The 22,430-nt window shown below is 45.3% G+C and carries 17 protein-coding genes; 9 read left to right on the top strand and 8 right to left on the bottom strand.

Annotated features, from left to right (window positions below):
- Positions 1-225: 225 nt before the first annotated feature.
- Genes frdA through frdD form a run of 4 tightly spaced genes read left to right on the top strand, consistent with a single transcriptional unit; the run spans position 226 to position 3,615 of the window.
- Complete coding sequence (gene frdA, locus AB4167_RS13610) at positions 226-2,067, top strand: fumarate reductase (quinol) flavoprotein subunit (protein ID WP_136974793.1); 1,842 nt, start codon at positions 226-228, stop codon at positions 2,065-2,067.
- Positions 2,067-2,831, top strand: coding sequence for a succinate dehydrogenase/fumarate reductase iron-sulfur subunit (locus AB4167_RS13605; RefSeq protein WP_009847917.1), 765 nt, complete (start codon positions 2,067-2,069; stop codon positions 2,829-2,831). The genes frdA and AB4167_RS13605 overlap by 1 nt, the downstream gene beginning before the upstream one ends.
- A gap of 1 nt (position 2,832) precedes the next feature.
- Positions 2,833-3,216 carry a fumarate reductase subunit FrdC gene (frdC, locus tag AB4167_RS13600; RefSeq protein ID WP_372136664.1) on the top strand — a complete coding sequence of 128 codons (384 nt, stop codon included), beginning with the start codon at positions 2,833-2,835 and terminating at the stop codon, positions 3,214-3,216.
- 12 nt (positions 3,217-3,228) lie between these two features.
- The gene (gene frdD, locus AB4167_RS13595) at positions 3,229-3,615 is read left to right on the top strand and encodes a fumarate reductase subunit FrdD (protein WP_017063167.1); all 387 of its coding nucleotides are present in this window, start codon (positions 3,229-3,231) and stop codon (positions 3,613-3,615) included.
- Between the two features lie 76 nt (positions 3,616-3,691).
- Here the strand turns inward: frdD and AB4167_RS13590 are convergent, their stop codons facing one another.
- Positions 3,692-9,508, bottom strand: a complete 5,817-nt coding sequence (locus tag AB4167_RS13590) for a hypothetical protein (RefSeq protein ID WP_372136663.1) — start codon at positions 9,506-9,508, stop codon at positions 3,692-3,694.
- A gap of 423 nt (positions 9,509-9,931) precedes the next feature.
- Entirely contained in the window at positions 9,932-10,498 is a 567-nt protein-coding gene (gene efp / locus AB4167_RS13585) for an elongation factor P (RefSeq protein WP_017061297.1), read from the bottom strand.
- A 33-nt stretch (positions 10,499-10,531) separates the two neighbouring features.
- Between efp and epmB the strand changes: the two genes are divergently transcribed.
- The 3 genes from epmB (at position 10,532) to AB4167_RS13570 (ending at position 12,707) form a co-directional block, all read left to right on the top strand.
- A complete protein-coding gene (gene epmB, locus AB4167_RS13580; protein WP_136987099.1) occupies positions 10,532-11,554 on the top strand; it encodes an EF-P beta-lysylation protein EpmB in 1,023 nt (340 codons plus the stop codon).
- A 13-nt stretch (positions 11,555-11,567) separates the two neighbouring features.
- Positions 11,568-12,113, top strand: coding sequence for a prepilin-type N-terminal cleavage/methylation domain-containing protein (locus tag AB4167_RS13575; protein ID WP_372136662.1), 546 nt, complete (start codon positions 11,568-11,570; stop codon positions 12,111-12,113).
- A 105-nt stretch (positions 12,114-12,218) separates the two neighbouring features.
- Positions 12,219-12,707, top strand: coding sequence for an MgtC/SapB family protein (locus tag AB4167_RS13570; RefSeq protein ID WP_004733333.1), 489 nt, complete (start codon positions 12,219-12,221; stop codon positions 12,705-12,707).
- A 65-nt stretch (positions 12,708-12,772) separates the two neighbouring features.
- On the opposite strand, the gene AB4167_RS13565 is transcribed toward AB4167_RS13570, so the two are convergent.
- Both AB4167_RS13565 and AB4167_RS13560 read right to left on the bottom strand, forming a co-directional pair.
- Entirely contained in the window at positions 12,773-14,251 is a 1,479-nt protein-coding gene (locus tag AB4167_RS13565) for a diguanylate cyclase (protein ID WP_372136661.1), read from the bottom strand.
- 192 nt (positions 14,252-14,443) lie between these two features.
- A complete protein-coding gene (locus AB4167_RS13560) occupies positions 14,444-15,001 on the bottom strand; it encodes a VC2662 family protein (RefSeq protein WP_017068001.1) in 558 nt (185 codons plus the stop codon).
- Between the two features lie 441 nt (positions 15,002-15,442).
- Here AB4167_RS13560 and AB4167_RS13555 point away from each other — a divergent pair, with 441 nt between their 5' ends.
- Positions 15,443-17,863: an ATP-binding protein gene (locus tag AB4167_RS13555; RefSeq protein ID WP_136975773.1), complete on the top strand. Its 2,421-nt coding sequence runs from the start codon at positions 15,443-15,445 to the stop codon at positions 17,861-17,863.
- Between the two features lie 153 nt (positions 17,864-18,016).
- On the opposite strand, the gene groL is transcribed toward AB4167_RS13555, so the two are convergent.
- Positions 18,017-19,663, bottom strand: a complete 1,647-nt coding sequence (groL, locus tag AB4167_RS13550) for a chaperonin GroEL (RefSeq protein WP_372056688.1) — start codon at positions 19,661-19,663, stop codon at positions 18,017-18,019.
- A 206-nt stretch (positions 19,664-19,869) separates the two neighbouring features.
- On the bottom strand, positions 19,870-20,160 hold the full coding sequence (locus AB4167_RS13545) for a co-chaperone GroES (RefSeq protein ID WP_010433998.1): 291 nt from the start codon (positions 20,158-20,160) through the stop codon (positions 19,870-19,872).
- Positions 20,161-20,378: 218 nt separating this feature from the next.
- On the opposite strand from AB4167_RS13545, the gene AB4167_RS13540 reads away from it, so the two are divergent.
- Complete coding sequence (locus tag AB4167_RS13540; protein ID WP_372136660.1) at positions 20,379-21,728, top strand: MATE family efflux transporter; 1,350 nt, start codon at positions 20,379-20,381, stop codon at positions 21,726-21,728.
- 62 nt (positions 21,729-21,790) lie between these two features.
- Here the strand turns inward: AB4167_RS13540 and AB4167_RS13535 are convergent, their stop codons facing one another.
- Together AB4167_RS13535 and AB4167_RS13530 are read right to left on the bottom strand one after the other, a co-directional pair.
- Positions 21,791-22,087 (bottom strand): HigA family addiction module antitoxin, encoded by a 297-nt coding sequence (locus tag AB4167_RS13535; protein ID WP_017067998.1) that lies wholly within the window; start codon positions 22,085-22,087, stop codon positions 21,791-21,793.
- Positions 22,087-22,365, bottom strand: coding sequence for a type II toxin-antitoxin system RelE/ParE family toxin (locus AB4167_RS13530; protein ID WP_136982271.1), 279 nt, complete (start codon positions 22,363-22,365; stop codon positions 22,087-22,089). The genes AB4167_RS13535 and AB4167_RS13530 overlap by 1 nt, the downstream gene beginning before the upstream one ends.
- Positions 22,366-22,430: the final 65 nt, after the last annotated feature.

The raw sequence follows: 22,430 nt of genomic DNA, 5'->3' as shown, positions 1-22,430 counted from the left end.
GATTCATTGCCGTGATTGCAGTCACATAACCTATAATTTCTATGCCTCCATATGCACTACCGACCTAAAAACCCAAATGCATCAACTTTTCGAATACCTTCCTCTCTTACACTGAACCTACCACTTAAGGCTTAGGGGTGATAAACGGTTGATGCCGTTTAAGTACTCTCTAAATGCTTTTTATAATAACAAGCGGAATACTCCGCATCACACTGGAGAATAACTGTGAAGACAATTACCACAGATATCGCAGTCATCGGCGCAGGCGGCGCTGGTCTTCGTACAGCTATTGCTGCGGCTGAAGCTAATCCTGAACTGGAAGTAGCACTGATTTCTAAAGTTTACCCAATGCGTTCGCACACGGTAGCGGCAGAAGGCGGTTCAGCAGCGGTAATTAAAGACGAAGATAGCCTAGATAACCACTTCAACGATACTGTTGGCGGTGGCGACTGGCTATGTGAACAGGATGTTGTTGAATACTTTGTTGAAAACTCGACTCGCGAAATGATCCAAATGGAACAATGGGGCTGCCCATGGAGTCGTAAAGAAAACGGTGAAGTAAACGTACGCCGATTCGGCGGTATGAAGGTAGAGAGAACGTGGTTCGCAGCGGATAAAACCGGCTTCCACATGCTTCATACTCTGTTCCAGACTTCGATGAAGTACGACACAATCAAACGATTTGATGAGTACTTTGTGGTGGACCTTCTCGTAGAAAACCAGAGCGGCGTTGAAGATGGCGAAGTACAAGGCCTAATCGCGATTCACATGTCTGAAGGTGAGCTTGTTACCATCAAAGCAAAATCTGTTGTTCTAGCAACCGGCGGCGCAGGTCGTGTTTACCACTGTAATACCAACGGCGGCATCGTAACTGGCGACGGTATGGCAATGGCTTATCGCCACGGTGTACCACTGCGTGATATGGAGTTCGTTCAATACCACCCAACAGGCCTACCGGGCACTGGCATCTTGATGACCGAAGGTTGTCGTGGTGAAGGCGGTATCATCGTCAACAAGAACGGCTACCGTTACCTACAAGATTACGGCATGGGCCCTGAAACTCCAGTGGGCGAGCCAAAAAACAAATACATGGAACTGGGTCCACGTGACAAAGTTTCTCAAGCATTCTGGCACGAGCAGCAGAAAGGCAACACCATCAAGCACCCACTTGGTGATGTCGTGCACCTTGACCTTCGCCACCTTGGTGAAGAGTACCTGCAAGAGCGTCTACCGTTCATCTGTGAGCTTGCAAAAGCGTACGTAAACGTAGACCCAGCAAAAGAGCCGATCCCAATTCGTCCAACCGTTCACTACACCATGGGTGGTATTGAAACTAACGGTACCTGTGAAACTCGCATTAAAGGCCTATTCGCCGTTGGTGAATGTGCTTCAGTTGGCCTACACGGTGCAAACCGCCTAGGTTCTAACTCACTGGCTGAGTTCGTAGTATTTGGCCGCGTTGCTGGTGAAGAAGCGGTGAAACGCGCTGCTGAATTCAAAGGCTGGAACGAAGAGTCTATCGCTAAGCAAGTGAAAGCGGTTGAAGAGCGCATCGCAGGTCTACTAAACCAAGAAGGCGACGAGAACTGGGCTGACATCCGTACTGAAATGGGTCACACCATGGAAGCGGGTTGTGGTATCTACCGTCAAGAAGACTTGATGCAAAAGACCATCGACAAACTCACTGAACTGAAAGCTCGCTACAAGAAGATCAGCATTAAAGACAAAGGCAAAGTGTTCAACACTGACCTACTTTACGCTATCGAAGTGGGTTACGGCCTTGAAGTTGCAGAAGCGATGGTTCACTCAGCGATTCTTCGTAAAGAGTCTCGCGGTGCACACCAACGTCTAGACGACAACTGCACAGAACGTGATGACGTGAACTTCCTGAAACACTCTCTATCTTTCTACAACGAAGATGCAGCACCAACCATCGACTACAGCGGCGTTAAGATCACCAAATCTCAACCTAAAGCTCGTCTGTACGGTGAAGCTGCAGAGAAAGCCGCTGCCGCTGAAAAAGCAGCAGAAGAGAATGCGAAGAAGAGCGAAGAGGAGCAAGCATAATGTCAGCGAATCGAATCCAAAAAATTGAAATCCTGCGTTATGACCCTGAGCACGATGCAGAACCTCACTTTCAAACCTTTGAAGTTCCGTTTGATGAAACCATGTCAGTACTTGATGCGATCGGTTACATCAAAGACAACCTAGATAAAGACCTGTCTTACCGTTGGTCTTGTCGTATGGCGATTTGTGGTTCTTGTGGCATCATGGTTGATGGCGTGCCAAAACTGGCGTGTAAGAGCTTCTTACGTGACTACCCGAATGGCTTCAAGATTGAGCCTTTGGCTAACTTCCCAATCGAAAAAGATTTGATTGTCGACATGACACCGTTCATCGAACGCCTTGAAGCAATCAAGCCTTACATCATTGGTAACGACCGTAAGCCAGAAGACGGCACGAACATCCAAACTCCAGAGCAAATGGCGAAATACAAGCAGTTCGCTGGCTGCATCAACTGTGGTTTGTGTTACGCAGCATGTCCTCAGTTTGGTCTAAACCCTGAGTTCATCGGCCCTGCGGCACTTGCTCTTGCTCACCGCTACAACCTAGATAGCCGTGACAATGGTAAAGCCGAACGTATGAAGCTTATCAATGGCGACAATGGCGCTTGGGGCTGTACGTTTGTAGGTTACTGTTCTGACGTATGTCCGAAGAAAGTAGACCCAGCGGCTGCAGTAAACCAGGGTAAAGTTGAGTCTTCAATGGACTTCGTTATCTCGATGTTCAAGCCAGACGGATCGCAAGTAAAAACAGCAGAGGAGGCATAATATGAGCAATCGTAAGCCTTATGTTCGTCAGATGAAGAGAACGTGGTGGAGCAACCATCCGTTCTACCGCTTCTACATGCTACGTGAAGCGACTGTACTGCCTTTGATTTTATTCACTCTGTTCCTAACCTTCGGTTTGGGTGCACTAGTGAAAGGCCCTGAAGCTTGGGCTGGTTGGTTGAGCTTTATGGCGAACCCTATCGTCGTTGGTATCAACATCGTGGCACTGCTAGGCAGCTTGCTGCACGCTCAAACCTTCTTCAGCATGATGCCTCAAGTAATGCCAATCCGTCTTAAAGGCAAATTGGTTGATAAAAAAATCATCGTACTGACCCAGTGGGCAGCGGTGGCTTTTATTTCTTTAATCGTTCTTGTTGTGGTGTAAGGAGCTTTCGTTATGAACACAAATTACAAAGTAAAACCTGTTAACCACAACCCACAACGCTCTGATGAGCCAATCTGGTGGGGCCTATTTGGCGCTGGCGGTACTTGGTTTGCGATGATCACACCAATCACGGTTCTAGTGTTAGGTATCTTAGTGCCAATGGGCATCATCGATGCGGACGCAATGAGCTACGAGCGTGTGTCTGAATTCGCCACCAGCATTATCGGTGCGCTATTCATCATCGGTACGCTAGCACTGCCAATGTGGCACGCAATGCACCGTCTTCACCACGGCATGCACGACCTTAAGTTCCATGTCGGTGTTGCGGGTAAAGTTGGCTGCTACTTCGTTGCAGGCCTAATCAGCGCATTGTCTGTTATCTTCATTTTTATGATTTAACAGTTAAATAGAAAACGCCTAGGTTTGACCCTAGGCGTTTATTCTATGCTAGATGATAAGTCGATATGCGTTACGGCTATTCAAACCCCACAAATCGCATCACACCTGAGGTTATCTCCGCTTCTCCCTCTGCCGGCGCAGGGTTGCTCCAGGTTGGATCGCTCCAGAAGGATTTAGTCGTAATATACTCTCCATCTTGATCAACCTTATTCCAGGTGTCTTTGGCTCCTATAAATTCCTCTTCGGTTATGGTTAAGGTCACCTCACCATTCAAAATCACCCAATCGAACCCGAACAATCCCTCATCATCGTCAAAGTAGCCAGTACCGTTACTATGGAACACAACCTCTTCTTCAACTACAGCCATGACGGTGCCATTTATCTCCCAAAGATCGATGAGCTCCCAACGAGAACTTTCACTGCCATTACCTGTGAAATCAGACTCTATAAACTGAGCACCACCAACGGTACAGTTGGCGACTGCGCTGTCATAGTCCGAACGAGTGCCAAAGTCAGAGGGTTGGTCCGTAAAATCATCCCACGGTGAATCACCATCCTCACAGACCGTTACTGTTCCCTCGTAGGTAACATTTGTAAGCACCTCCTCTGAACCATCCCTAGAGATAGTTAATTCATCATCAGTTTGTGATAAAAGTACCCATTGCTCGGTTGAGGTATCTTCATAAGTTATCATCATGGTATTAGCTGAAGTTTTCATCCAACTGTTCCCATAGGTCTCAGTGCCATCATTGCCGATATAGCTCATACTGCCGTTATCATGGAAAAAGAGGGTGTTACCATCGTACTCCATCAATACCAAGTTAGTCGGGTCAAACTGCAGAGCGTTTCTATCTTGTTGCACCACGGTATCTGCCCATATCCAACTTTCAGTCACACCGCCTAACGTTTCTTCCTCGAAGAACTTAATTGACCAAGTTTGCTCCATTGACTCTAATAACGCCCAGTAAGTCGTGAAGCTCTCCGATTCATCAGAATAGCTAACCTTAATAAAGCCATCTTCTATGGCCCAGTCATCGATATAGTCACCACCCTCACTCTTCAATACATGTACAGTACCATCAGCATTGAACAAGTAATCACGAGTATCTCCATTGCCTTTAACGCGTTGGAAGTTTAGACCCTCGACCATCTCACTGGTAATGTGAGTTCGACCGCCACAATCCGTGATCGCCGTTTCGTAGTCACTCATACTCGGGATAGGTTGCCCCTCAACAGGTTCTGCATCACCGATGTAGCACTCTTCAAGCACAATCGGACGATCTTGTTGAATAATAGTATCCATCCAGATATAGCTACTTGATTGACCGTCCACAACTTCGTTCTCATAGAACTTGATTGACCACGTATCATCCAACGAATCTAACAGTGCCCAGTAAGTCGTGAAGCTCTCCGATTCATCAGAATAGCTGATCTTAACCAAGCCATCTTCTATGACCCAATCGTCAGTATAGTTACCGCCCTCTCCCTTCAATACATGCACTGTGCCATCAGCATTGAACAAGTAGTCACGAGTATTTCCATTGCCTTTAACGCGTTGGAAGTTTAGACCCTCGACCATTTCGCTGGTAATGTGAGTTCGACCGCCACAATCCGTAATCGCAAGCTCATAGTCAGCCATGATTGGGCTTGACTGATCATCGCTATCACCCAAGTAGCAGGTAAATAGGTAATCGCTCAACACTACACCATCTTCTATAGACTGTGCGGCAATACCATTGAAAGCGTACATAGTATCGTCCGACGGTTCAGCACTTGGCGCCTCAATCTCACCTACCGTAAGTTCACCATTGTACATGCTAAAGATCATGGTAGGCGTATCCCCCTCTCCCATGTAGGGCATAGCCTCAACTGGTACGGTAAATTCGACGATATCTTCACCGTGTAATGTGTAACGTAAGTAATCCGCAGTAGCGACGCGACTTGCCGTTCCTGCGTCCCAATCAAAGAAGTAATAATGCGCCGTGCCATCACTCACTAACTCGATATCAAAGTCTAGATAGAGGCCAACAGAGGTAGTAAGATCTGTGGAAACCGACTCACCGACCGACTGCGACACAATAATGTCGTCCAGACTTGTAATAGAGCTACCATCCGTATCATAACCGACGTCAGAGAACCTCACGTACGGACTACCACCCTCCCATAGGAAGTACTGGTTTACGGCTGGAGAGAAGGTAAACATTACCGCTTGTGAGCCTTCAGCGAACCTCGCCTCTTCCATGAAGTCGAACCACTCAAAGTAGACTTCATACAATGCCATACCCGATAGGTTTACCACTTCTGATTCTACTGAATAATAGAAACTGGTATTGTCTTCTGGATAGGCAATAAGTTGCTCTCCAGAGAAGTCTATCGTATAACCTACCGGAGTTTGCCAGCCGTTTTCAGTGAGCTGTACGTCCCCCTCAGCTTCAAGTGGTAGCTGGATAAAGGATTGATCACCACGGTACTGTATGAGTTCCGTAAGGGTTAACGTATCACCGCCATAACTCAAGGTTTCTTTAAACAGAATATCTACGAACGATAGTTCGCTCCAATCGCTGAAGAATCCGTAAAGAGTCCCCTCTTGCTCCGCAAACTCTTGGGCGGTAATAGTCCACTTATTTGGGTCGGTTGGATAAAGGTCTTCACCGTCATAAACGCCGTCTTCATCTGAATCAGCATTATTCGGATCTAAACCTTCGGTTGCGTTCTCATGGTTATCGCCTAAACCATCACTATCAGAATCCGCCCACTCTAATGAGTCATAAGGGAAGGCATCGCTATTGTCGCCAACATAGTCACCATCACTATCATCCCATTCATTTGGATCATTAGGGAAAGCATCCTCGTAGTCTTTAAAGCCATCGTCGTCGCTATCTTGATTTAAAAACTCTGCAAGATAATCTTGCGCAGCTGTCTCGTCTAAGAAGAACACTCCTAGACTGTTATGCCAACTAAACGCTTCCTCCGTTAGGTCCATGCTCCAAGTGTCTATGCCCCTGCGATAGTAAGCATTGTGCCAAGGCCAAGGATTCTCAACATCCGGGACCATAAGCACCATATCAACGTCATTCACTCCGGTGAACGAACCAGGAACCACACCACTATCACCAAGGTTCAATGTAACCAGTGTTGGAATACCAGTATCAGTGAACAGATAGTCTTGTGTTACGACGTGCCATTGAATTGGCCCATTGTCATCGTATTGGAAACTGCTTGTAGGTAACAGCGTAGCGTATCGGCTCAGGCCTGGAATGATTTGGTCATCAATAAGCTCCAACTCTGTGCCAGCAACACGGGCATCCTCTACCTGTTGTGGTAGATCCACAACCGCTTGTGTTCCCCACTCATCAAATGAGGTAGCAACCCAAAGGCCATTAGATTGTTTCTGGTAAACGCGATAGGCCTGTCCGACGTTATCTGTGTCAGTCGTAAATGAATAATCAGTTAATGGGTAGTGCTGCCACTCTATGTGTTTATTTTCTTCCACATCACTAACAGAGCGAGAGACGGCATTCCACTCTTGGAATAAGGTATTGATTGGATCACTATCGACAATGAGTAGTGTGTTCGTTTCCTCGTTTAGAACCGAACGCTCTCCACTTTCAAGAACATCACCATTGATTAGCACCTCTTTGCGGTAATAGTTCCAGTACGAGGTGAGCTCGTCCCATTTGCCATCATTAAAGTTAAAGTCTGCGTACTCATGGAATTCACCATCTTGTGGGTTTGCCCATATTGGCGTCGAATATTCGTAGACATAGCTACCATCAGGGATATTATTAAATCGAAGTTCAACATTGATGTAACCGTCTGCACCCCAGTCCTGCTTAGACTCTACGAAACTCTGCACGTAATCCTGCGTTACAGTGGTTAAAGTCTGAGCCCATTGAGCTTGATGGGTTTGAACATCGTCGATATCAAAGCCATTTACCGTGTATTCGGTTAACGTTTCGACCGCTTGAACGCCCTCTGCGACGTCCTCAAATTCCACTGATACACTATGTATTGTATCTATTTGAGATAAGTCATTTGGGTGAACTCTAGATGTTAAGGCTACGCCTTGTTCATAGACACGACCATTACCGCCGAAACCGCCCTCAAGAGATGCATCACCCTCATCGATATAGCGCCAATACGTCTCGCTTGTTTCGGTTCTAGTACCAATTTCAAGAGACATGCCTTCGTAACGTGCAGTACCATCGAGGTTATAGTCGTACGCAAAGGTCTGGATACGAGTAAAGTCATCATTTAACAGGTGATCGACACTTTGTGTCGTGCCATATACCACGTCATCAGCAGTGATATATTGAGTAGTTATGGTGGTAACAATCTCTCCGCTATTCAGTGTCTCAACCATTTCTTCGACCTCAATATCCAGTGTAATGATATCGCGATCTGTTATGTTTAAAACTGCTACATCAGTTGCACTAACATTGGCCACAACATCAGCAATTGACTTATTTCCATCCTCTGGATGAACATCGGCATTATTACCAACGCCATCACCGTCCACATCGACCCATTCGGTCGCATCGGTTGGGAATTCATCAACATCATTGTTGTAACTGTCGTTATCCGTATCGTTTGGATATGGGTCATCCTCGTTATCGCCTAAGCCATCATCATCCGTATCTGCCCATTCGGTCGCATCGGTTGGGAATTCATCGGCATTATTACCAACGCCATCACCGTCCGTATCTAAGGACTCGTTGGGATCCGATGGGAATTTATCGGCATTATTACCAACACCATCACCGTCCGTATCTGCCCATTCGGTTGGGTCATTATCAAATACATCTTGATTGTCACCATAGCCATCAGAGTCATTATCAGCCCACTCAGTTGGATCTTGTGGGAAGACATCATCAATACTGTCTACCCCATCCGAATCATGGTCACCAGCACGAGAACGATCCGTTGGAAACGCATCATTGGCATCAGGGTAGATGTCATCTTCTCCGTCCACCGTATCATCATTTAGGTCGGCATTATTACCGATCTCATCACCATCGGAGTCCAGACTTTCATCGGGATCATTCGGAAAGTCATCTAAGTCATTGGGGACGCCGTCATCATCTGTGTCATTAGAAAAATCGACACCCTCTGTCGCACCACCAACATTATCAAATGTCTTATCGCTATCACCTGCAACTTCTTCAATTTTCTTTTTGATTTCATTATTCACAGATGCAGTCACAGAGATAAACTTAGTCCCTTTATCTTCACTTTCAGCAACTTCTTGCAACTCTTGAGGAGATGAAGGCAAAACATTTGAATCAACCAAGTTTTCAGCGGCATAAGCGGCAGCCTCAACACCTGACTCAACAAAATCACCTAAGATTTCATCTTCATCTAAGCCTAGCTGATCAGCGACTTGCTGAATGGCAGCTTGCTTTGCTGCTTCAACCGCAGCAGCATCGTCAGAATCTGTAGTGTTTTGCTCGATCAATACGTGAACTAGCGTACTCAAAGGGGTGACATCTTTTTCACCTGGAGGGGCTGACATAATATAGTCGTCAGACACCGTAACATCAGGTTCATCTTCATCAATCGTCTGCCCGGAGATCGCTTGCACAACGACAGGGTACTGTTCAGGGTTGTCGACATCGGTGACGTCTAAATCTGCAACTCCGCCATCACCAGAAATAGCATTAGGCTCACCGTCGTCTAAGACGTAGTTACCGTTAAGGTCTAACCAAATTCGAGCATGACGTAAATAACCATCAATTGCAGTCACACTGTATTTAGTCGTTTCAGCTGGGGAGCTGGGAGTCGAGGGAGTCTCACTCGGAGTCGTGGTTGACACGGTTGTATCATCGTCATCACATCCTGAAAGCCCGACGATACTAACCAAACCAAGAGCCAACGTAATTGCATTAAGTCTCATATTAATATCCACATAGTTGCTTAATAACATCGCGTATAAAGCTAGTAGACTCTACTCATTCTAACAATATTGTAATCAGCTTCCCTTTCCACTACACATATTCACAAAATCAATATTAAACAGTCACATATTGAATTGAGCGATTTTTGTTGCGATATATAAACGCCAACAACACCTTGTAAATCTATAAGTTAGATAAAATTTTTGATTTTCATCCAGAATACAACCAAAATATGACACTAGTCACACAATGTAGCCTTGTAACCAAGGTGAATCGCATCTGGCTTACTCACTCTTGATTTTCCAGCTCTTCGTATCTCGCATCCCGCATCTCGTTTACGCGTGTCTGCTCTTCTGCTTTTCCCCGATCTCCAGATACAAAAAAGGCCGCCTAAGCGACCTTTTTCAGATACTTGAAGTCAATTACTTCACACGACCAACGTATTCGCCAGTACGAGTATCAACTTTAACAACTTCACCGATTGCGATGAATAGAGGTACGCGAACTACCGCGCCAGTTGCTAGAGTTGCAGGCTTACCGCCAGTACCTTGTGTGTCGCCTTTAAGGCCAGGATCGGTTTCTGTTACTGCGATCTCAACAAAGTTTGGTGGAGTTACTGTGATAGGGTTATCATTCCACAACGTTAGAGTACATACGTCGTTTTCAACTAACCATTTAGAAGTCTCGCCTACTGCTTTTGCATCAGCAGCGATTTGCTCGAATGTTTCGTTGTTCATGAAGTGGTAGAATTCGCCATCGCTGTATAGGTAGCCTAGTTCAACGTCTACAACGTCCGCTAGTTCTACTGTATCGCCTGACTTAAATGTTTTCTCTAACACTTTGCCTGACAGCAGTTTACGAAGTTTAACACGGTTAAACGCTTGGCCTTTACCTGGCTTAACGTATTCATTGTCGATAATTGAGCAAGGCTCGTTATCCATCATGAATTTTAAACCGCCTTTGAATTCATTGGTGCTTACTGACGCCATGATTTTCTCTTCCACATCTTTGAGTTAATTTCAATGCCGCATATCATAACCCGAAAAGTCGAATCTGTTGAGCAAAACTGGCTCAAACAACTATCGAATGCGATCTCTGACCCGACAAAACTGCTTGAGGCATTGGAAATAGACCCAACACCGTGGCAAGCAGGCTTCGCTGCTCGTGAGTTATTTGCACTTCGGGTACCTCTTAGCTTTGTCGAACGAATGGAAAAAGGCAACCCACACGATCCATTGCTACGACAAATTTTACCGCTAAGCGAAGAGTTTGAGGTACACCAAGGCTATTCCGCTGATCCACTGGAAGAGCAAGACAACGCCATTCCTGGGCTACTGCACAAATACAAGAACCGTGCACTGATGATTGTAAAAGGCGGTTGTGCGATTAACTGCCGCTACTGCTTCCGTCGTCACTTCCCTTACCAAGATAACAAGGGCTCGAAGTCTGTTTGGCAAACCAGTCTCGACTATGTGGCTGCTCACCCAGAGATCAACGAAGTTATCTTGTCGGGTGGCGATCCACTGATGGCAAAAGACAGCGAACTAGAGTGGCTAATTCATGCTATCGCACAAATTCCACATGTGAAAACCGTTCGAATTCATAGCCGATTACCGGTTGTGATTCCCGCTCGAGTAACGGATGAACTGTGCCAATTGTTAGCTCAAACTCGCCTTAATGTGGTGATGGTGAGCCATATTAACCATGCCAACGAAATTAACTTAGAGCTCAAACAAGCTTTCCACAAGCTTAAGTTAAGTGGTGCTACTCTGCTCAACCAAGGCGTGATGCTTAAAGGCGTAAACAACAGCGCTAACTCATTGAAAGAATTAAGCGAAAAGCTATTCGACGCCGGTATTTTACCTTACTATATGCATGTACTTGATAAGGTTCAGGGCGCAGCGCACTTCTATATTTCAGATGAAGAGGCGAAGCATCACTTTAAAGGATTAATCTCTGAGGTTTCTGGCTACCTAGTACCTAAGTTAACCCGTGAGATTGGCGGACGCAGCAGCAAGACACCGCTCGACCTACACATTGAATAGAGAAGTTGTATCAATGAAACACAATACCTCAGTTGCTCCACCAGCAACCACATCTCAACCAGCGCTTAGGTTCAGCTCAAGAGGTTTCACCATCATCGAGCTGGTCGTGGTGATCGTGATTCTAGGTATTGTGTCGGTCACTGCAGCTTCTAAATTCCTCAACCTGCAAACTGATGCGCGTATCTCGACATTAAATGGCCTGAAAGGCGGAATGGAGGGTGCAAGTGCTATGCTTTATGGTAAGACATCAGCACTAGGCTTGGATAAGGCTGTCAGCGCATCGATTAACGTTGAGGGTGACGATATATTGGTCGCTTACGGTTACCCTGCAGCGATGAACGATCAAACTTGGTCAATGCTTATCGAATCCACGTTCTTGGATGCGGTTTGGGATACGGGTCGAGCTGACTGGTTCTTTACCAACACAGATGCGAATGATGGCATTATTCTTTATGCGCCTTCTAGCCGAAAAAAACAGGCTGATAACTGCTACCTTGAGTACCAAGAAGCGACAGAGACCACGACACCAGCCTTCACCTTAACAACAAGCGGCTGCTAGGTTTTAAGTAATCTTTATCAATCGTTAAGACAAAAAGTTTTTGTTCGATCGTCCGGTCTATTATTAGCATACTCGGCTCTATTCTAAATTTTTAGGAGGGGTGATATGTCACAATTTATAGAACAAACTCTCAACCTTGCCCCCTTTAGCTGGGCAGGCCTCGCTGCATGCATGCTGTGTGGTTCTTTAATCGGAATCGAAAGGCAAACACGCGGTAAACCCGTCGGAATCCGAACGTCGATTCTGATCATCAGTGGTACCTATTTCTTCCTCACCATGGCGATCAGCCTATCCCCCAACACACTCGATCAAGCTCGTGTGCTTGGTCAGATAATTACGGGTGTTGGATTTCTTGGGGCTGGTGTAATGATGACACTGGATGGCAAGATTCATGGCGTGACTTCAGCCGCAATTATCTGGGTACTCGCAGCATTAGGTATGATGATCGCACTAGGGCATCTTTCCCAATCGGTCATTATCACGCTAATGGCGCTAGTGATTCTGCTTGGTGTCGATAAAGTGGAAAACAGCTTCCAGAGCCTGCGTCGTGGTGTGCATCAGAAGTGGATGAGAAAAGGCCGCGTGAAGAAGTAACCTCAACCTGAAACAGACATTAAAAAGGCCTAGTCACACGACTAGGCCTTTGTGTATCCAACTAATTAATACACCTGAATACACACCTGATTCTTACCCGCAGCCTTGGCCTTATAGAGCTGCTCATCAGACGAACGAATACTCTGGTTTTCCCACAAGTGCCCTACGCTGTCGAACTTATACAAAGAGTAAAGCGTCGCGCCACCAGACACTGAGATACTAATCTTGTCACCTGTTGGGCATCGATAACTTTGCAGGCTAATATCATTTTGAATTCGCTCAAAGATCGACGAAAGCAACTCAGAAGATTCACCCGTGATCGCGACAACAAACTCTTCGCCACCAAACCGTGCCACGATATCTTGCTGTCTAACGCTATTCAGCATCACCTGAGCAACATGGCAAATCACCTCGTCCCCCACTTTATGGCCATGCTGATCATTAACGACTTTGAAATCATCAATATCAAACACGCCAACACCAATAATCGGCTCCTCATCTTGCGCCAGTAATCGAGCCTCAAAACCACGTCGATTCAGTAAGCCCGTTAGTGGGTCGCGCATTGCAAGATCATTTAGACGCTGGTGCTCTTGTCTTGTATAGAAGCGCCATAGCCATAAAACCGAGAGCAAGTACAAAACCAACAGTATCGAAAGCTGAATCTTCTCCATCTCTAAGACATGCAGAAAGTGCTCGCTCTTATCTTCTTCAATACTCAGATATAGCTGGGTGTCAATGTCATCAACGTACAGAGGCTTGGAATAGCTAAAATCCATAAACCCATATTTGTTTGCGCCTCTCGTACTGGTGACTTTGTAGCCATGGGTAGGATTCGATACTAGGTTAGAGACATAACCATCGACACCCAACACCCCTTTAAACTCACCATTAACGTAGATTCCTTTGGTTAAGGTCACCACTTTCTGACCTGTCAGGTAGTCATCATATTGGCCGGTATACACCACTTGGTCTTGCCCTTGAGCTAAGCCAAAGCGAATCGTGTTCACCCAATAAGGCCTGCTATTCACAACCGAATCAAAGGTGTCGCCCTTAATGTAACTGGCAAAATCAGAAGGCGAAGAGATAATGAATTTCTCTTTTGAAATGAAATAAATCGCAGAGATGGTATCAATGGTATTGGCAAAATAAGCCATGGTCGGCGCGATAAACAGGCGCTTCCCCGCCTCGGTATAAAGGTCCGATTCCGGGTTGCACATCTCGCGAGGGCCAGAGAACATAAAATCAAAACGAGGGGCATGTTGCTCCTCACTGGTGAAGTAACACGTCTCACCCTCGATCTTTTTGTCATGCGAGAATACGTAGGTATCCCCATGCAGTGGATAAAGCGCAGTGATGTTGTACTCAAGCGCATTTATGATCTGTGTGAGCTCCGCTAAAGAGCGTGTTACGCCTTGGTTTTCCATTCCATACTGTTTATCTGATTCTTCCGCTGAATCAACGAGCAACAAGCTCAAAACTACTAAAAAACTGGCGGTCAGGCCTAAGAAAGCCTTTTTAAAACCGACGGTATGGTGGTTAATCAAAGCATATAAATCATCATTAGGAATTTATCGCACATTGTACTCATAAATAAAAATACTGCAATAGAAAATATAAAACAATATGCTTATCTATTTTGGAGGGGCGTTTGGATATCTATAAGAAAATGTTGAGTTGCAATAACGCCTAAGTCAGATGCACTTAGGCGTTATGAATCACTATAGTAACACTAAGCCTTACTTAGCAAAGTTTACAATCGGGAAGCACGGGAAGAAACCGTTGTCAGCACAGTTGATCAGACCAACTTGTACGCCTTCGATTTTGTTGGTTTTGTTGAAGATACCAACCTGAACCGTAGACACTTCTGAAAGGTTCGCAGCGCCAACATCAACCATAGTGTTACCTTCTGAGTAGTTGACGAAACTCACGTTCGCGCCTTTCACATCATTAGTAATGTTCACAGCACCCAGGTTAACACCCGTTGTTTTACCCGTGTTCCAGTTGAAGAAACCTAGAGATGCACCGGTCATTTCTTGGTTCACTTTTGATGCACCAAAAATACCAAGGTTCACACCTGTGGTCGTTTGCGTCTCAGACATACCAACAACGGCAAGATCGACACCTTTAAGGTCGTTTACTTGTCCGTGAAGCAGAGCCAAACGCACACCGCCAACCGCATCTGAATCAGGTGCGTTGAAACCGTTAATCGTTGAAAACATAACAGGCGAAGAAGCAAATGCTGCCGGTGCCATTACTGCTGCCGACACAGCAAGTACTGAAAGTAGTTTTTTCATTGGGGAGTCTCCACTGACTTATTGTTCACTTGATTAATCCATTTTTAATCAAGCATTTATTGTCCTTTATTCAACAGCTACCCATGTTAAATCAATGTAATAACTGTACTGTTGAATATAAGCCGCTAAATCATAAAGAGCAATGGTTAAGAGCAGATGCGGGATTCGAGTGAACGAGATGCGAAAAGCAAAAAAAACAGAGACCGAAACCTCCGCTCTAACGCTTATTATTCCAAACAAAAATCTAGGCGAGAAAATCAACATGTTTCACAAGCTTATAGCCCACACACTTATTGCCGCATCTAAAGCGATGTCATCCTAAAAAATTTATTGATAAAAGCTCAACAGACCTCAGGTATTCAAAAACTAATGTTCGTAAAATTCTGAAAATAAACTAAATTCTAATATAGGAATAGAAAGATATGAAACAGCAGGAATAGCATGATTAAGGAACCTACGAATAAACAGACCATTAAAGCGATTATTTCGCGTGGTTTTTTGGCTATCGTGTTATTTTTAGGCCTCTATATCTATGTTAGCCATGCTCTGAAGAACAAAGAGCAGGACATGATTAATCTCCAGCTCAGTCTTTCTGAAGCTTATAGCGTTATGCTCTCTGTCAGACGACAAGAGCAGCAGTTTGTTTCCACAAGGCAACCAGAGATTCAAGAACAACTCAATATAAAGCGAAGTCAGCTGATCGAAAAACTGGCTGAGATCGATGGGAAAATCGTACGAAGCGACCTCAATATTTCTTTTAATTATGCCAAAGTTGTCGAGTATCTCGACGAGTACCACACCGCCTTTACATTATTAGCCCTTGAGTTAGTCAGCATACATGGCAAGAGGGACCAAATTGGGCTCATTGAGAAACTAAAAAATGCAGCGTTGACACTTGAGCGCTTCGTACATGAATCCAATAATGTGCAGCTTGAAGAATTGACTTTAGAAACACAAGATCTCATGTATCAGTTCTTTACCGATTTTGATCAGACAACATTAGATAAGATTGTCGATTCATTGTTCAAAATCCAAGATGAAATAGAACAGAATTCCCGAACGATCAGTGCATTAGCTTCGTTTAATAATTTTAAACGCCACTTTTGGCGATTGCAGCGAGGGTTAAAGAGTGTCGGGTACAGCTCTGATAGCGGCCTCAAAGGAGAACTCACCAGCAGTATTTATCATGTTGAAGATGAGCTCAACTTACTTTTCACCGAAACACCCAAGCAGATCGCAGAGAGCCTGACGCAGATAAAGTCGTACAGCTACTTATCGACAGCCGCATTAGGAGGGGTGACGTTACTGGTGCTGCTTTATGTTGTGTGGCGTGCCAGTCAACTTGAAACTCAATTGATTGTTTCACAAGAGAAAGCACGACAAGCAAACCGTGCAAAAAGTGCCTTTCTTGCCAATATGTCTCATGAGATACGGACACCGCTTAATGGCGTGATTGGTATGTCAGAAATACTGGCAGAAACCAAACTATCCGCAGAACAGAAAGACTGCCTTGGGACTATCTATACCTCTTCTCAAACCTTACTTATGTTGATCAACGATGTTCTCGATCTGTCCAAAATTGAATCGGGTAAACTGGAAATTAATCCACATACGACAGACTTAAGAGAGCTGCTGTTTGATAGCGTGACTCTGATTTCTTCTAAAGCTTATCAAAAGCAGATTAAGTTGGAAGTTGAAATTGATGGCGAGCTCCCAGAGTACATTCATGTTGATGGGAATAAAATTCGCCAAGTGTTGATGAATTTAGCCTCAAATGCGATCAAATTTACAGAACAAGGCTCTATCGTATTCACCGCTAAACGGCTTCCATCATTGGAAACAGAGTGTGTGGTCGAGTTTTCTGTTCGAGATACGGGTATTGGTATCGCAGCAGACCAACAAGAGCACATTTTCAAAGCGTTTTGCCAAGAAGATACCAACATCACCTCCAATATTGCGGGGACCGGATTAGGGCTTAGTATTTCGTCACGTATGGTGGAAATGATGGGAGGCTCGATAAACGTTGAGTCAGAGAAGGACGTGGGCAGTTGCTTTCATTTCCAATTAACCGTAGTGCCATCAGATCATTCTGAACATAAAAATCGTAAACAAACCGTTGTCTATTATTCAGATGCGCCATCGAAACTTTTACTCGATGACTTGTTCCGCCTTGGTTACTCACCACAACTAAAATCAATCGAAACAAACTTGGCGGCAACTGACCTCCCAGAGATCGCTTTGATGGAAGATATTAACCAAGCCAAAACACTGCATCGCTTAGCACCAGAGGTGAAAATCATCATAGTGAAAGATAATCTTAGTGATCCTATGAGTGAGTGTCATTTTATCTCAGGCTATGTGACTCTTCCTATGCTCGGTTCCCGCTTAAGTAGCATGTTGAACTCCGTGCTTGAAAGGTCACAGCCACAACCCCCTCAACATCAACCTGAGCCGATAGAAGCGACTGTACGTCAAAAAGTCCTCATAGTTGAAGATAACCGCGTAAATCAGAAGGTGGTATGTATCAATTTAGATAAGTTAGGGATTGACTATTTGATTGCCAATGATGGACAAGAAGCGATTGATTTATATCGAGAGCATCATCAAGACATCGGCCTTGTTTTGATGGACTGCATGATGCCGAATGTAGATGGCTTTGAGGCAACAGAGCGAATCAGGCGCTATGAAGAAAACCTGCAACTTCAGGCAACACATATCCTCGCTTTAACGGCATCCGTGCTCGATGATGATATTAAACGTTGCTTCGAGTGTGGAATGAACGATTATCTTCCAAAACCATTTAAGCGTGACATGATGCTGCAAAAAATTGATGAACAACAGTTTACGCACAAGGCAGGCTGACCAAGGAGCTTTGGAAAAAAAGAGTGATGGTGAAGCTGAAATACAGATACGGGATGCGAATAAATAAGGCTTAAGAGCAAAAAAACGGAGACCGAAGTCTCCGTTTTCTAAAGCTTATGTGTGACTTTCTCTGCTATAGAGAAAGGGGGATGATTACATCATGCCGCCCATGCCCCCCATACCGCCCATGCCACCCATATCAGGCATTGCAGGAGCTGAATCTTGTGGCTTATCAGTGATCATCGCTTCTGTTGTGATCATAAGACCAGCAACTGACGCTGCGAACTGAAGTGCAGAGCGAGTTACCTTAGTTGGATCTAGGATACCCATTGCAATCATGTCGCCGTATTCGCCAGTCGCCGCGTTGTAACCGTAGTTACCTTCGCCAGTACGAACGTTGTTAGCAACAACAGATTCTTCATCACCTGCGTTCTTCGTGATTTGACGGATAGGCGCTTCCATTGCACGTAGTGCAACACGGATACCGACGTTTTGCTCTTCGTTGTCACCTTCAAGGCCAGCAACTTTAGATGCAGCGCGGATAAGTGCAACACCACCACCAGCAACCACACCTTCTTCAACGGCAGCGCGAGTTGCGTGAAGTGCATCTTCTACGCGGTCTTTCTTCTCTTTCATCTCAACTTCAGTCGCAGCGCCAACTTTGATTACTGCAACACCGCCAGCTAGCTTAGCTACGCGCTCTTGAAGTTTCTCTTTGTCGTAGTCAGACGTTGCATCTTCGATTTGTTGACGGATTTGAGAAACACGACCTTGGATCATTGTTTCTTCGCCCGCGCCATCGATGATGGTTGAGTTTTCTTTAGTGATAGTTACACGCTTAGCTTGACCTAGGTCTTCTAGCGTTACTTTCTCTAGGTCTAGGCCGATCTCTTCAGAGATAACCGTACCGCCCGTTAGGATAGCGATGTCTTGCAGCATAGACTTACGACGGTCACCGAAACCAGGCGCTTTAACAGCAGCCACTTTAACGATGCCACGCATGTTGTTCACAACTAGAGTTGCAAGCGCTTCGCCTTCTACATCTTCAGCGATGATAAGAAGTGGACGAGATGCCTTAGCAACTGCTTCTAGAGTCGGAAGAAGTTCACGGATGTTCGAAACTTTCTTGTCGATAAGAAGAATGAATGGGCTTTCTAGATCAACAGAACCCGCTTCTTGGTTGTTGATGAAGTAAGGAGATAGGTAACCACGGTCGAACTGCATACCTTCAACTACGTCTAGCTCGTCTTGTAGAGCCTGACCTTCTTCAACCGTGATTACGCCATCACGACCTACTTTTTCCATCGCTTCAGCAATGATGTTACCTACTGTCGAATCAGAGTTCGCAGAGATAGTACCTACTTGCGCGATAGCTTTTGTATCTGCACATGGAACAGAAAGGCCTTTTAGCTCTTCAACTGCAGCGATAACTGCTTTGTCGATACCGCGCTTAAGATCCATTGGGTTCATGCCAGCAGCAACGGCTTTTAAGCCTTCAGTGATGATTGCTTGAGCAAGAACTGTTGCTGTAGTCGTACCGTCGCCCGCCGCGTCATTCGCTTGCGAAGCCACTTCTTTAACCATTTGCGCGCCCATGTTTTGGAACTTGTCTTCAAGTTCGATTTCACGTGCAACTGAAACACCATCTTTAGTGATAGTCGGTGCGCCAAATGATTTGTCTAAAACAACGTTACGGCCTTTAGGACCTAGTGTTACTTTTACTGCGTCAGCCAGAACGTTTACACCTTCTAGCATTTTAATACGTGCGTCATTACCAAATTTAACGTCTTTAGCAGCCATCTTAATTTCCTTTCAAATTCTTTGTTTCGGGGCGTCTCAGCGTTATCGCGTCATTCTGAACAGTGAGGGACGAACGTGATTCAGAATCTACTCAAATCGCACTCTGTTTAGATTCCAGATAATTCGTTCCTCATTTCTGGAATGACGATATGAATCATCCAATACTGGCTCTGATAACTTTTACTGAGAGTTAAATGAAAAATAGATTACTCGACGATCGCCATGATGTCGTTTTCAGACATAATCAGAACTTCTTTGCCGTCGATTTTTTCAGTTTTCGTGCCGTAACCTTCAGCAAAGATAACGGTATCGCCAACTTTTACGTCCAACGGTTGCACTGAACCGTTTTCTAGAATGCGGCCTTTGCCGACAGCTAGAATGATACCGCGAGTCGATTTTTCTGCGGCAGAACCAGTTAGAACGATGCCACCAGCAGATTTAGATTCAACTTCTTGGCGCTCAACGATAACTCGGTCATGTAGAGGACGGATATTCATCGGTCTTATCTCCTGATAATTTCCATTTAAATTTTGATAGTTGCCACGATTAGCGTGGGTCAAACAATATGTTGGGGGCGATGTGAAAGATCCCAAGGGGGGAACGAAAAAATTGTGAGCTAAAGTGCAGATTCTCACCCCTCATCTTTCCCTGCTTTTCGTTTACTCGTATCCCGCATCTGTTTATCCTACGCTTTTGGTTTCTATCGGCGTTTTGCATGCAAGATAAGCACGGGCTATTAACTGCCCCAATTGAGAGTACATTGCGTACCATGACCATACCGACCATATTCGGTATGGTGGCGATCTTGATGTTTAACTTGGTCGATACCTTCTTTATCTCACTGCTCGGCACACAAGCACTTGCAGCAGTGAGCTTTACCTTTCCAGTCACCTTTGCCATCAACTGCATCACCATGGGGATTGGCATTGGCTTATCGACATGTATCGGTCGATTGCTTGGCCAAGGCAGCGCACAAAATGCAGCACGCTTTACCTGTCATGGCTTATTGCTGGCTCTGCTTCTGGTCGGCTGCGCGTCTACATTAGGTATTATCGCCTTAGAACCTATGTTTACCCTGCTAGGAGCAAAGCAAGAGTTGTTGCCGCTGATATCGGAATACATGTCGGTGTGGTATCTCGCGATCCCATTTTTGGTCATCCCCATGGCAGGCAACAGCGCCATTCGTGCCAGCGGCGATACTAAAACACCCGCCAAGATTATGCTACTGGCTGGCCTTATCAATGGCGTTTTAGATCCGCTACTCATCTTCGGGTATGGGCCTTTTCCTGAACTGGGGATTCAAGGCGCTGCGATTGCCAGTGGTTTCAGTTGGTTTGGTGCGTTGTGTGGCTCACTCTACGTATTGATGGTGCGAGAAAAACTGCTTGCGCCGCCTAAGCTGACAAACATCGTCAGTGACTGGCGACAGATCTTAAAAATAGGCACCCCAGCGGCTTTGTCTAACGCTCTGAACCCACTTGCCGGCGCTATCATCATGATGATGCTGGCCAAACAAGGGACTGAAGCCGTGGCGGCGTATGGCGCAGCGCAACGTATCGAGTCCATTCTTATCATTGTGTTGATGTCTCTTACTTCGGCGCTTACGCCTTTCATGGCGCAGAACTTTGGCGCAAACAACCCTCAGCGCAGTTTTAAGGCACTGTTTCTGAGTATGCGTTTTGCTGTGATGTTCCAAGGTTTGATTTTCTTAATGATGGTGCCGTTGAGCATCCCCTTAGCTGCCCTGTTCTCTCAAGAAGAATCCGTACGAGGCATTTTGTGGCATTACTTGTTGGTCGTCCCCTTTAGCTATGGATTCCAAGGTATTGTGATGATGCTGATCAGTGGAATGAATGCCATGCATCAACCACTCAAAGCCTTTCAATGGAGCTTCATGCGTTTGTTTGTGTTTACCTTGCCCTTTGCGTGGATAGGCAGCCAAATTGATGGTGTCGAAGGGTTGTTTATTGGTTTAGCCTTGGGGAACATCATGGGTGGTATTTCAGGGTATTGCTTTGCACTTCGTGTGAGGGCTAAAGCAGATGCGGGATACGAAGAGGGATAGTACAAACCAAAAACTGAAAGACAAACGCTGACTACGCAGCGCTTAGTCCATCTTCGTTATATTTATGTCGCTAGAGCAAAGTTGATCGTATTTACCTTCGCTAGATTAACGTTCTGTTTTGCTTGCCACAGATCATAGTGATCCTGCATTGTTAACCAACTCTCCGGGGTTCTACCCAGTGACTTAGAAAGACGTAAAGCCATTTCAGGAGAAACTGCACTTTGGCCTTTAAGAACACGATTCAGCGTAGAAGGGGATACATCAAGCTGCTTTGCAACAAAACGACAGCTATAACCAAACGGTTCCATATATAGGTCATAAATAAACTCACCTGGGTGAGGAGGGTTGTGCATACTCATTAGTGATAATCCTCATAATTTAAAATATAGGCATTACCATCAATAAATTCGAAAGTAATACGCCAATTACCATTTACTGTGATTGACCAAATACCATCTCTATCCCCTTTTAATGGGTGAAGCTTAAAGCCAGGTAGATCAACATCATCAATAATGGTTGCAGTATCTATAGCTGCCAACTGCATCCTAAGCTTACGCTCATGCTTAGCTTGAATACCGGCTTCACTGCCAGTCTCAAAAAACTTTTTGAGACCTTTATGCTTGAATGTTTTAATCATACAGAGAGTGTAGCGTGTTGCGCATCATGAATCAAATTTCAAGCAGCTTAAGAGCAGATTCGGGT

The sequence above is a fragment of the Vibrio sp. 10N.286.49.E11 genome, assembly GCF_041469505.1.
Classification (GTDB): Bacteria; Pseudomonadota; Gammaproteobacteria; order Enterobacterales; family Vibrionaceae; genus Vibrio; species Vibrio crassostreae_C.
Note: the sequence above shows the minus strand (reverse complement) of the source record. Positions and strands in the feature narration are given on the sequence as shown.

Excerpts from the sequence above, each read along its gene's own strand:
- AB4167_RS13605 (WP_009847917.1), top strand. The coding sequence starts at position 2,067 with ATGTCAGCGAATCGAATCCAAAAAATTGAAATCCTGCGTTATGACCCT.
- frdC (WP_372136664.1), top strand. The coding sequence starts at position 2,833 with ATGAGCAATCGTAAGCCTTATGTTCGTCAGATGAAGAGAACGTGGTGG.
- frdD (WP_017063167.1), top strand. The coding sequence starts at position 3,229 with ATGAACACAAATTACAAAGTAAAACCTGTTAACCACAACCCACAACGC.
- AB4167_RS13590 (WP_372136663.1), bottom strand. The coding sequence starts at position 9,508 with ATGAGACTTAATGCAATTACGTTGGCTCTTGGTTTGGTTAGTATCGTC.
- efp (WP_017061297.1), bottom strand. The coding sequence starts at position 10,498 with ATGGCGTCAGTAAGCACCAATGAATTCAAAGGCGGTTTAAAATTCATG.
- epmB (WP_136987099.1), top strand. The coding sequence starts at position 10,532 with ATGCCGCATATCATAACCCGAAAAGTCGAATCTGTTGAGCAAAACTGG.
- AB4167_RS13575 (WP_372136662.1), top strand. The coding sequence starts at position 11,568 with ATGAAACACAATACCTCAGTTGCTCCACCAGCAACCACATCTCAACCA.
- AB4167_RS13570 (WP_004733333.1), top strand. The coding sequence starts at position 12,219 with ATGTCACAATTTATAGAACAAACTCTCAACCTTGCCCCCTTTAGCTGG.
- AB4167_RS13560 (WP_017068001.1), bottom strand. The coding sequence starts at position 15,001 with ATGAAAAAACTACTTTCAGTACTTGCTGTGTCGGCAGCAGTAATGGCA.
- AB4167_RS13555 (WP_136975773.1), top strand. The coding sequence starts at position 15,443 with ATGATTAAGGAACCTACGAATAAACAGACCATTAAAGCGATTATTTCG.
- groL (WP_372056688.1), bottom strand. The coding sequence starts at position 19,663 with ATGGCTGCTAAAGACGTTAAATTTGGTAATGACGCACGTATTAAAATG.
- AB4167_RS13545 (WP_010433998.1), bottom strand. The coding sequence starts at position 20,160 with ATGAATATCCGTCCTCTACATGACCGAGTTATCGTTGAGCGCCAAGAA.
- AB4167_RS13540 (WP_372136660.1), top strand. The coding sequence starts at position 20,379 with ATGCAAGATAAGCACGGGCTATTAACTGCCCCAATTGAGAGTACATTG.
- AB4167_RS13535 (WP_017067998.1), bottom strand. The coding sequence starts at position 22,087 with ATGAGTATGCACAACCCTCCTCACCCAGGTGAGTTTATTTATGACCTA.
- AB4167_RS13530 (WP_136982271.1), bottom strand. The coding sequence starts at position 22,365 with ATGATTAAAACATTCAAGCATAAAGGTCTCAAAAAGTTTTTTGAGACT.